Origin of the sequence: Mycobacterium sp. 5-140-3-2, from assembly GCF_035666375.1 — a bacterium.
Classification (GTDB): Bacteria; Actinomycetota; Actinomycetes; order Mycobacteriales; family Mycobacteriaceae; genus Mycobacterium; species Mycobacterium intracellulare.
In genome coordinates this window covers 1850424-1861482 of record NZ_CP142025.1, presented here as the reverse complement: position 1 = coordinate 1861482, position 11059 = coordinate 1850424, and the positions used below count along the sequence as shown (strand labels likewise).

At 64.7% G+C, this 11059-nt stretch carries 8 protein-coding genes and 2 pseudogenes; 3 read left to right on the top strand and 7 right to left on the bottom strand.

The genetic code is table 11. The features are described 5' to 3' along the window. The first annotated feature begins 148 nt into the window (after positions 1-148). Together P6281_RS08925 and dmpG are read left to right on the top strand one after the other, a co-directional pair. On the top strand, positions 149-1081 hold the full coding sequence (locus tag P6281_RS08925) for an acetaldehyde dehydrogenase (acetylating) (RefSeq protein WP_324738793.1): 933 nt from the start codon (positions 149-151) through the stop codon (positions 1079-1081). Beyond that, the gene (gene dmpG / locus P6281_RS08920; RefSeq protein ID WP_324738792.1) at positions 1078-2157 is read left to right on the top strand and encodes a 4-hydroxy-2-oxovalerate aldolase; all 1080 of its coding nucleotides are present in this window, start codon (positions 1078-1080) and stop codon (positions 2155-2157) included. The genes P6281_RS08925 and dmpG overlap by 4 nt, the downstream gene beginning before the upstream one ends. A gap of 270 nt (positions 2158-2427) precedes the next feature. On the opposite strand, the gene P6281_RS08915 is transcribed toward dmpG, so the two are convergent. The 5 genes and pseudogenes from P6281_RS08915 to P6281_RS08895 form a co-directional block, all read right to left on the bottom strand. Then, entirely contained in the window at positions 2428-3033 is a 606-nt protein-coding gene (locus P6281_RS08915) for a TetR/AcrR family transcriptional regulator (protein ID WP_225342550.1), read from the bottom strand. Between the two features lie 902 nt (positions 3034-3935). Next, a pseudogene (locus P6281_RS08910) lies at positions 3936-4352 on the bottom strand (ATP-binding protein); the annotation flags it as partial. Positions 4353-4396: 44 nt separating this feature from the next. Beyond that, positions 4397-5413, bottom strand: a pseudogene (locus P6281_RS26150) (Mu transposase domain-containing protein). 132 nt (positions 5414-5545) lie between these two features. Then, entirely contained in the window at positions 5546-6397 is an 852-nt protein-coding gene (gene istB, locus P6281_RS08900; protein ID WP_324738710.1) for an IS21-like element helper ATPase IstB, read from the bottom strand. Beyond that, positions 6394-7755: a Mu transposase domain-containing protein gene (locus tag P6281_RS08895; RefSeq protein ID WP_324738709.1), complete on the bottom strand. Its 1362-nt coding sequence runs from the start codon at positions 7753-7755 to the stop codon at positions 6394-6396. Before P6281_RS08895 ends, istB begins: the two co-directional genes overlap by 4 nt. A gap of 269 nt (positions 7756-8024) precedes the next feature. Here P6281_RS08895 and P6281_RS08890 point away from each other — a divergent pair, with 269 nt between their 5' ends. Further along, entirely contained in the window at positions 8025-8480 is a 456-nt protein-coding gene (locus P6281_RS08890; RefSeq protein WP_324738790.1) for a nuclear transport factor 2 family protein, read from the top strand. 272 nt (positions 8481-8752) lie between these two features. On the opposite strand, the gene P6281_RS08885 is transcribed toward P6281_RS08890, so the two are convergent. Beyond that, complete coding sequence (locus tag P6281_RS08885) at positions 8753-10150, bottom strand: IS1380 family transposase (protein WP_041320958.1); 1398 nt, start codon at positions 10148-10150, stop codon at positions 8753-8755. 361 nt (positions 10151-10511) lie between these two features. Continuing rightward, complete coding sequence (locus tag P6281_RS08880) at positions 10512-10904, bottom strand: DUF732 domain-containing protein (RefSeq protein WP_317727681.1); 393 nt, start codon at positions 10902-10904, stop codon at positions 10512-10514. Positions 10905-11059 lie beyond the last annotated feature (155 nt).

Below are 11059 nucleotides of genomic sequence, written 5' to 3'. Positions count from 1 at the left end.
CCTGTTGCCGCCATCGGAGACGTGGCCAGGGTCGACCTCAAACCACGGCCAACGGCGGCCGGGTGAAGTTCGGGCTCAGTCGGAGATTCCAGTCGCGCTGGCTGAACCAGTTCTTTTCAAACGCTGCACGCCATTATGAGGAGCACATATGCCGTCTAAGTCGTCCATCGCCATTGTCGGGTCGGGGAATATCAGCACTGACCTGCTCTACAAGCTGCTGCGATCGGATTGGCTGGAACCGCGGTGGATGGTGGGCATTGACCCGGAAAGCGAGGGTTTGGCCCGGGCCCGCAAGCTGGGTTTGGAGACCACCCACGAGGGTGTGGACTGGCTGTTGGCGCAGTCGGAGAAGCCCGACCTGGTGTTCGAGGCGACCAGCGCCTATGTGCATCGCGACGCGGCGCCCAAGTACGCGGCTGCCGGCATCCGGGCCGTCGACCTGACGCCGGCCGCGGTGGGTCCCGCGGTGATCCCGCCGGCCAACCTGCGCGCGCACCTGGATGCGCCGAACGTCAACATGATCACCTGCGGCGGGCAGGCGACCATCCCGATCGTGTACGCGGTGTCACGCGCTGTCGCCGACCTCGGTGGGGTGCCGTATGCCGAGATCGTCGCCTCGGTCGCCTCGCTGTCGGCCGGCCCCGGCACTCGCGCCAACATCGACGAGTTCACCAAGACCACCAGCCGGGGTGTGGAGACCATCGGTGGCGCCAAGCGCGGCAAGGCGATCATCATCTTGAACCCGGCGGACCCGCCGATGATCATGCGCGACACCATTTTCTGCGCCATTCCCGAGGACGCCGACCGGGATGCGATCGCCAAGTCGATTCACGACGTGGTGGCCGAGGTGCAGACCTATGTGCCGGGTTACCGGCTGCTCAACGAGCCGCAGTTCCACGACCCGTCGATCAACTCTGGCGGCCAGGCGCTGGTCACCACGTTCGTCGAAGTGGAGGGTGCGGGCGACTATCTGCCGCCTTACGCTGGAAATCTGGACATCATGACCGCCGCGGCCACGAAAGTCGGCGAGGAGATCGCCAAGGAGTCCTTGAGCGCGACGGCCGGAGGAGCGGCGCTATGACTTCTGACATCTTCTTCAACCCGGTCTGGGACGTCCGGATGACCGACACGTCGTTGCGGGACGGCTCCCACCACAAGCGCCATCAGTTCACCAAGGATGAGGTCGGTGCGATCGTGGCCGCCTTGGATGCCGCGGGTGTGCCCGTCATCGAGGTCACCCACGGCGACGGCCTGGGCGGCTCGAGCTTCAACTACGGGTTCTCCAAGACCCCCGAGCAGGAGCTGATCAAGCTGGCCGCCGAGACGGCCAAGGAGGCCAAGATCGCCTTCTTGATGCTGCCCGGCGTGGGCACCAAGGAAGACATCAAAGAGGCCCAGAACAACGGCGGCTCGATCTGCCGGATCGCCACGCACTGCACCGAGGCCGACGTGTCGATCCAGCACTTCGGCCTGGCCCGCGAACTCGGACTGGAAACCGTCGGGTTCCTGATGATGAGCCACACCATCTCGCCCGAGAAGCTGGCCGCGCAGGCCCGCATCATGGCCGACGCGGGTTGCCAGTGCGTCTACGTGGTCGATTCGGCCGGGGCGCTGGTCCTCGAGGGCGTGCGTGACCGGGTCGCGGCGCTGGTCGCCGAGCTCGGCGATGACGCCCAGGTCGGCTTCCATGGCCACGAGAACCTCGGGCTCGGCGTGGCCAACAGCGTCGAGGCGGTCCGCGCGGGCGCCAAGCAGATCGACGGCTCCTGCCGCCGGTTCGGCGCCGGGGCGGGCAACGCGCCCGTCGAGGCTCTGATCGGGGTGTTCGACAAGATCGGCGTGAAGACCGGCATCGACTTCTTCGACATCGCCGACGCCGCCGAAGAGGTGGTCGCCCCCGCGATGCCCGCCGAGTGCCTGCTCGACCGCAACGCCCTGATCATGGGGTATTCCGGCGTGTATTCGAGCTTCCTCAAGCACGCCATCCGACAGGGCGAGCGCTACGGCGTCCCCGCTCACGAGCTGTTGCACCGGGCCGGCCAGCGCAAACTCATCGGCGGCCAGGAAGACCAGCTCATCGACATCGCCCTGGAGATCAAGCGCGAGGACCACACCGTCAAGGCCGTCACCGCTGACCAGACACCGCAGGGGGGCTAACCGAATTCTTTCGAGCATCAGGCGACTCGCGTGGCCGAAGGCGGTGAGCACACATAGTAGGCAACAACGTGGCTCGCGCACCACCACAGCCACACCTGTCAGCATCTCGTCATCCGCGACGGCAAAGCAGTTATTACCGGCACCGCCGCGTGATCCGCAACTCAAACAGATACCGCATGACCGGGCTTCGCCGGGTGCCTTGGCCCTGCCTACTCATCACCGACGAAGTGCCGGTACGGGACTGCCGGGCGGCCTCGCCGAGTCCTCCGATCAGGTAGAGGTCGCAGCTGCCGGCCTTGCCTGAGTGCTGTTTGGGCTCGCGGCGAACAGCGCCGTCACGACCGCGGGAACCTCATCCTGCTGGCTTCCCGGCAGGAGCAATGTCGATATCACACTGCGCAGAAAGAGATCTGCAAGTTGGCGTTCCGTCAATGCTCCACTCATCACCAGCGGTGACTCGTGGGTGGCCGGACCAAGCGCTTCGACGACCAAGTCAATCAAGTTCGGGAATATGTCACGGATTAACGACAACGTGAACTCTGGTGCTACGTCAAGCATCCGAGTCAGATCCGCTCCGGCGGCGTTATAGCCGGTCAGAGTATCCATAACGACTTTGACCCGCGATGAAGGATCGGGAGTAGCCGCGATAGCTTTTGCGAACGCCTCTGCGGCGCCCTCCTCGAAGTGGCGTCCCAGGCGCGTCAAAACGTCGTCTTTGCTGTCGAAATAACGATAGAAAGTGCCACGCGCTACCTGTGACGCCGCGCAAATGTCACTCACCGAGAGCTTCTGGGTGCCCTTTCGGTTAAGCGCCTTCATAGTGCCTGTCAGAATCTTCTGCACGGCACTATTGGATCGCTGGCGGTCAACAGCCATTTGCTCTCCTCTGTCATTTGCTAAAGCGATTGGACCACCGGCTCGCCCGGAGGATAAAACCTCCTGGCTAACTTAGACTCAATGTTGGTCGTCGAGCCGTGGACGGCTGGGCGGTGTCGGCGGTTTGATACTGCCGCCGCAGATGTTTTCGATATTCATGAGCCTCGATACCGACGCGGTCGCCGACGGCGAGGCCGGCGGCTTCATCCTTAGGGGCAGGTAACGATCCTCGATCTCCGTCTCGGGTTGGCAGTGCCGAGGCGGCCACAACAGTATCGACCCGCACTCCAACAACCTGGCGCAGCGTAGCGCGCTGCGCGAACGCCCGCAGGACTTTTGCGGTCGGCCGGGCGGCGATGGTGTCGTCGACGACGATCTGGCCTGGCCCGCCGCCGGCCGCGCTGGCGGTGGAGTCGCGGCTTCGGCTGCCACATCGGTGAGGGCGCTCAGTTGGTCATCCTCGCCAGTGGTGAAGGTGTCGATCCGCGCGCTCAGAGGGTGCCAATCAAGGCGCCGTGTTTGATCCGCATCCGGGCACTGGCAAGTCAGCGAGTCGTCGGGCGTCGCGCTCGCCAGCGATCAGACGCCGCAAGCATGTCGCGCACCGAGACGGTATCTAGTTTCGACTGGCCACCGCCCGACACCTTAATCAATGCGCCCTCGAGCAGCTTCTTCAGCCGCTTCCAGTAGCGCGGTCAAGACGCTGGGCGGACGACGGGTGCCGGTCTGTCGGTTCCGGTCGAAAAGTGAGCACCCGCACCGACCGACGCTTCCTGCCGCGCCGGAACGTGAGGTCTCCGAACCTGTCGGAGTTGTCGTGCACGATGACGAGGTGGGCGCTGTTGACGACGGTCGAAAACTAGGCCAGGAGCGACGGTGAAAAGTAGGCCACGTGGTCGTGGTTATTGTGCCGTGTTGTCGGCTCTGGCGGAGGGCAAGGTGTCGATTCCGGTGTCTTTGAGGCGGTAGCTGGAGCCTTTGAGGGTCAGGACGTCGGCGTGGTGGACGATGCGGTCGATCATGGCCGCGGCTACCGCTTGATCTCCGAACACATCACCCCAGCGGGCGAAGGGCAGGTTGGAGGTCAAGATCAGCGAGGCGTGCTCGTAGCGGCTGGAGACCAGTTGGAAGAACAGGTTCGCGGCGTCCTGTTCGAAGGGGATGTAGCCGACCCCGTCGACGACGAGCAGCCCGATGCGGCGCAGCTTGGCCAGCTCGGCCGGTAGTCGCCCGGCGTTGTGGGCGGATTTGAGCCGGGCCACCCAGTCCACCGCGGTGGCGAACGCGATTCGGTGCCCGGCCTGTGCGGCCTTGAGTGCTTGGGCGTAGTGCAGGACGGATTTGATGGGGTCTTCGGCCATGATCAGGCCACCTCCCCACCGGAACTGGTTATGGCGGTGGTGAAGTCGACGCCGAAGGCGCGGTCGCAGTCGGCCAGATCACGCACCAGGTGATCACCCGCCGTCGGCGGTGGGCCGACTTGGCACAGCTGGCGCAACGCTGCAGCAGCCGCCACGTGGACGGGTCGGTGAGGGTTTGTCGTGCAGCCCAGCAGCGGTCGTGGACCGCCAGCAGGTGCCCGGCTCGGCTTACCGTTACCAGGGCCGGGGTGGTGCTCACCTCGACGAGCTGGCCGATCGCGCTCGGGTCCACCGAGTAGTAATTGCCGGCCGCCCGCACGTAGTAGTCGCGGCCCAGCCGCACCGAGGTCATCGTCTGCACGACCGGCGCCACCGGAGGCAGGGTCAGGATCTGGACTCGGTCGGCATCGAGGAAGTCGATCGGAAGACCACCGAGGACTCGCACCCGGCGATGGTTGGCCGTGGGAAGCCATTGCGGCAGTTGATGATTGAAGTCCGCAGGTGACGAGAAGGTGCGCCCGGGCACGAACGAGGTCTCCAGATATCGATTGGCTCGCTCCACCATCCCCTTGGATTCGGGGTCATAGGGTTTGAGTTGCACCAACCGCGATCCTAGAGTGCCCATCAAGGCAGTGACCGGATCGGTCAACCGGCCCCGGCGGCCGATCCCGGCTTCGTTGTCCCACCACAACTCATCAGGCACCGCGGTGAAACTGCCCGCAAGCAGCTGCACATCCCGGCGACCAGATCCATGGTCTGGCGCGAGGGCAGCATATCCAGCCGACCCGCTCGGCGAGCACCGTGGCCGGCAGCTTCGGATAGGTCGACAACAAGGCCCGGATCCGCGGCTCCACTGCGTCGATCGCCGACGGCTCCGAGGTCCGCTCGTACTTCGGCGGACCATGGCTGGCCACCGCGGCCGCCACGGTGTCACGCGCGATGCCAAGTTGTCGTGCGATGGCCCGCTGCGACAAACCCTCGCTGCGGTGAAGATGCCTGATCAAGGCCCAGTCTTCCAAGAGATCACCCCATCCAATCTGATTGGGTGGCCTACTTTTCAACCGTCGCAACTGGCCGGCTCTTCAACCGTGATCGCGCTCATCGAATGTCCCCAGGTGTGCTCGTTGAAATTCCCCACCTGTGAGCAGCGGTCAGTGTAGTGGTTGGCGGGTGCCGGTGGTGGTTCGGCGCAGGGTTTCGGCGGCGGCCTGGTGGTCACGTAGCCGGTAGGACTCGCCGTCGAGGTTGATGACCACGGAGCGGTGCAGCAGGCGGTCGAGCATGGCAGCCGCGACGGTGGTGTCGCCGAGGATCTCACCCCAGGCTCCCACCCCGCGATTGGTCGTGATGACGATGCTGGTTTTCAAATACCGTTGGGAGACAACCTGAAACAACGCCGAAGCGGCCTCGGCGGGCAACGGTAGATACCCCAGTTCATCGATCACCAGCAAGGTGGGACCGGCGTAGAACCGCATGGTGGTGGCCCAGCGGCCCTCGATCGCGGCGCGGTGGCAGCGGGCGGCCAGATCGGCGGCGGTGGTGAAGTAGGTCCGGTAGCCGGCATGTGCTGCAGCCCGGGCCAACCCGACCGAGAGGTGAGTTTTGCCGGTGCCTGGTGGTCCGATGAGCAGGATGTTGGTCGCGGTTTCCAGGTAGCGGCAGGTGCCCAGCTCGTCGATGAGCTTGCGGTCGATGCCGGCGGCGGCATCGACGTCGAAGTCGGTGAGGGTGGCCGGGGTGGGCAGGCAGGCGAACCGCAGCCGGCCCGCCAACCGTCGGGCAGTGCTGGCCTCGACCTCGACGGCAAGCAGCCGCTCCAACGCGACGGTCAGCGACAGTCCCTCGGCGGTGGCCTGGTCGAGCACCGCGGGTAGGGCTTCGGCGGCCGCGGCGAGTTTGAGTTCGGCCAGGTGTGAGCGCAGCTGCTGATACCGGGACGCCGCCGCCGACGGCGACTCCGTGGTCGTAGTGGCGGTCTTGGGGGTGCGGGGTGTGGAGGTCATTGGAGGGTCCTGTTCTGGGCTGCCCGCTCGTAGACGGACAGGTCGATGACGGTGGAAACGGTTGACGGAATTGAGGATTGATGCACGGAGCTGTCGGCGTGTTTGATCTGGAGTAGTTGTGCGGCAGCGGCTTTGGCCGCCGGGCCCGGTGGGATGCGTTCCTTGCGGCGGTGCGGGCGACCGGTCGCCGCGGTGGCCATCGCGGCGGCGTCCAGCGCGATGACATGACCGCTGTCACGCACCATCACCCCCAACCCGTCAGCGGCCATACGATGCCGAGCGATCACGATCCCGCCCGTGGTGGCGATATCGAGGAAGTCACCTCCGACTGGATGGCTGACCACGACCTGGGCGGCGGCCAGTTCCGGGGGCACCGAGTAGCGATTGCCGCGGTAGGACACCATCGCCTGCCTCGATGCGGTGCGGGCCTCGGCGACGATCACTGGATAGGCCAGCGCCGGCACCGAGGACAGGGGCTCGGTTTTGGCCACCACGGCGACTGAGGAGCGGCCGTTGGCGGTGGCCCGCAGTCGGGTGTCACCCCGCACGCGGGCGAACCGATCCAGGCTCACCTGAGCCTGCTCAGGGGTGGCTTCGTCGGCCAAGGTGCGCCACCAGCGTTGGGCAGCGGTGTGGTTGACCTTCTCCACCACGCCCTTGCGGTTACCGCGCCGGGCCGGGCAGATCGCCACCGCCACTCCGTAGTGCTTGGCCACCCCGGCAAACGACGCGGTCACCCGGCCGCTGCCGGGGTCACAGACCGTGGCCATCCGGTCGAAGCGCCACACCCGGGTGCACCCGCCCACGCCACGGGTGATGCGGTCCAGGCCGGCGACCAGGTGCGGCTGATCCTCGCTCGGTGCCAGGAAGCCGCGCCACTTACCGGAATGCGCCAGCGAGCCGACCAACAGGTGCGCGGTCTTGCCCCAGCCCCACGATGCCGGCGGATCGGGCAATTCCAGCCAGTCCCATTGGGTTTCCTCACCCGGCGGGTGCTGGATCACCGCGTTCGGCCGTTGCGTCACAGTCCGGCACGCCTCACAGACCGGGCGCAGATTCCGGGCCCGGATGTTGCGAGTCAGGCTCTGATACGACAACCCGAACCCCAGGTCCTCCAATTCGTCGAGCAGGGTGCGGGCCCACAGATGCGGGTCCTCGGTCAGCCGCGCGGTGACGTAGTCGACGAATGGGTCAAAAGGGTCCGGGCCCGGGCGGGCACGCACTCCCGGCGTGCCGTCACCGGCCAGATACTTGCGGACCGTCTTGCGGTCGAAGCCGGTGTGGCGGGCGATCGCCGAGATCGTCCAACCACGCTTGGCCAGGGCATGTACTTCCACATCGTCCTCCCATGTGAGCATGAGAAAGCGGGCCTCCTTCGGGCAGTGCTGCAGGCGTCAGACACCAGCAGCATCGAAGGAGGCCCGCCCTTCTCGGCGGAGCCACACGGGTGGGGAATTTCAATGAGCGTCAGTGGGGAATTTCAGCGAGCGCGGTCAACCGTCGCCAACAGGCGCAACCTGATGCTCACCGGACCGCCACCGAAGTTCCACGGAGCTCGGGATATCTTCGAGTTGTTGCTGGGCCAGCCCTAGTCGGCTAAATCGGTGCTTGTGCACCTTCAGAGAGGATGGTCGTGAACGACTACGAAGCGATCAGACGCGTTATCGCGTTGCACGCTCAGCTACTCGATGAGCGTCGATGGCCCGAACTTGCGGCGTTATTTTGCCCGGATGGTGTGCTGCCGTGGGGTGGAAACACGTTTCGGGGGCGCAAAGAGATCATCGAGGGACTGCCCGGGACGCAACCGAAGATCCCGCACAGGATCAAACATTTCGTGTACGCACCGGTAATCGAGATCTTTGGAAACGATGCCAGAGCCTGGAGCGATGTGATCGTGTCGCTGGTACCTGAAGCGGGCCCCGCCGAGATGTCGTTTGTAGGGCGCTATCACGATCACCTTCGTCGTGAAAATGGGCGCTGGCTACTGTCCAAGCACATCACGGTGAAAACCGGCGACGCTCTGCCTGACGACGAACGATTGCCGTCAGGGCTTTACGCCGACGACCGGACCCACCAGGACTAACCGCTGATGCTCACTGAGCCGCCACCGAAGTTCCACTGAACACGGGACATCCTCTCGCAGACAAGAGGATTCAATGACGATCTATCTAGACGATAAGTGGTCAGGGTAACGCAGGCTTGCCGATAATGACTAAGCCTGATTCCACCGATAGACCCTGCGGTCGGCGGTTGAGCTGTTGATCTTGATTTGGGCTGGTGGTGGGCGTGGCAGGGCCGCTGGTCTGCCCAGCGTTTCCTGTTGGGTCCTGGTTGGCGGGGCGGGTGGATGGTGGTTCAGGCGCTGGATTGGTAGCCGATGATGTTGTGCCACAGGGTGTTCCATGCTGGTTCCCAGGGCCAGTGGGTGGGTAGGTGCAGGATCGGTTTGCGTTGGGGTCGGGCCAGGCGGGCCGGGACGTTGACGAGGTGTCGGCGCAGGGTGGCTCCTCGGGCGGTGCGGTGACGGGCGCCGGCCAGCGTTGCGGCGGCGCGCAGCAGATTGTGGGCGATGGCCGCGCAGACGGCCCAGGCGCTGTTGGCGCCGAAGCGTCCTGAAGGTATGTGGGCCAGGGGGCCGTCGATGAGATCGGCGAAGGTGGTTTCGATGATGGCGTGGCGGCGGTGGGTGATATCGGCGTCGGTGGCCGACTCGGTGGAGTTGGTGAAGAACGGGTGATACCGCCAGATCGGGAACAGGCCGTCTTCGGGTTGGGTGGCGTCTTTGACGCGGCGCACGATCAAGCGGGCGGTGAGCGCCTGGTGGGTGCCGGATTCGGCGATGGTGTAGGTGATTTCGGCGACCTCGGCATCAGAGATCCAGGCCCCAGTCTCGGGGTCACGGACTGCACCCGGGTAGCGCACGGGGGTCCAGGCGTGCTCGTCGATGGCATCGATGGCGCGTTGCACCGCCGCGTTGCGGGTCAGTACCAGGGAGAACACCGCACCGTAGCGGCGGCACACCCGGATCACCGCCCGTGATCCGTAGGCGCTGTCACCACGGACGATGATCTGTCCGCTGACTCCGGCCGCGCGCGCGGTGCTCAGCGCTTGGGCGACCATGCGGGCGGCCCCTTTACCGGAGTTAGCCTTGCCGGCTCGTAGCCGGATGCCGGTGATCACCGGTGCGGTGGTGTCGGTGCTCAGCGTGGTGACCAGCGGGGACAGTCCTTTGCGGAGAACCTGTTTGCCGGCGATCTTGGTGTGTCCGTAGGAGGCGCCCTGTTTGGCGTGTCCGTAGACCGGGCGTACCAGCGAATCGATGTCGACAAAGGCGCGCACGTCTGATCCGGGCAGCAGACTCACCTGCTCGCACAGGCCGGCCAGATGCTCGGCCAGTACCGCGTCAAGTTGGCGGGCGTGACCGAAGGTGAACTCGCGCAGCAGGGTTCCCACGGTGGAGGGGGCATACACCGGCCCGAAGAGGGTCTTCATGCCGCCGGCGCGGACCAAGTCGACATCGTCGATGTAGTCCGCGCCGGCGCACATGCCCGCGATCAGGGTGGCCAGTTTCGGGGCCGGGTTGGCTGCCCCGGACTTGACCCGCGTCGACTCGATGTGAATCTTGTTGTCCAACAACCGTGTCAGGCCTGCTTGCTCGGCCAGGGCCATCACCGGGACCAGGCCCGCGCAGGACACGAGATTGTCCTCGTCGAACACAGCAGAGTCAGGGCCGAACCTGTGGGACACTTGCACTGGAAGTGCCTTTCTTGAACCGGTTAGATCGTTGCGTAGAGAACACCAATCTTTCCAGCTCAGAGGGCACTTTCATCATTCCGACACCCCGACAACCAGCCCGTTTATCGGTGGATCAAGGCTAAGTGCCGGAAGGCGCTCGCGATCTACCCCGTTCTAATGTGACCCGCACACCAGCCAGTCTAGTGGACACACGCGATTCTTCAGTCGCAGACGCCAATATCCTTGGTGCACAACACGGGTCTGCTGCACGGATAGGTGACATGTAGACCTGATCGTGCAGCAGACTGCCTGCGAGCCAACGCTTGTCGTAACATCGAGTGCGGGCAGTCAGGCCCTGAGTGAGTACGAAAAGGTTGCCTCAGTAATAGGTACCGGGCGCGGATGCTCCGCCCGGAGGTTGGTAGCCAGCGGCTGAGTTCCGCAGCTGCCATATCAGCTCAGGGCAAAGCAAGTTAACCGCATAGGAAACTAGGTAATTAGCCGCGAACTCGTCGTTGGGGGTGACGTCACCTTTGACGTCAGCCATGACTTGTCCGTAGCCCTCGCCACGGCCGACCTTGTCGCAAATCCCGTGGCCGTAGCTGAGCGCGTCATTGTCAGGAAATCCGTAATGCCGCCGCACCACCACGTCGTACACGTACTCGACCTCGGGCGCCGGAGCGGCATGCGCCCGCGGTGATGACGTCGACAGGACGCCGCCGACGGCAACTGCGCCGACGATCAAAGGGACCGGCGATTTCCAACTCTTCATGGCTGTCGGCTCGAATGAAGGGCCAGCGTTCCCGCAGTCGGCCAATGAAAGGCCGACGTGTTGACGACCGAGCTCCGCATGGCTATCGACATAGATTCAGACGTTAAACTAAATAACGGATGAGATCCAAGCCCGCCACCATACAAGTCCAGTCA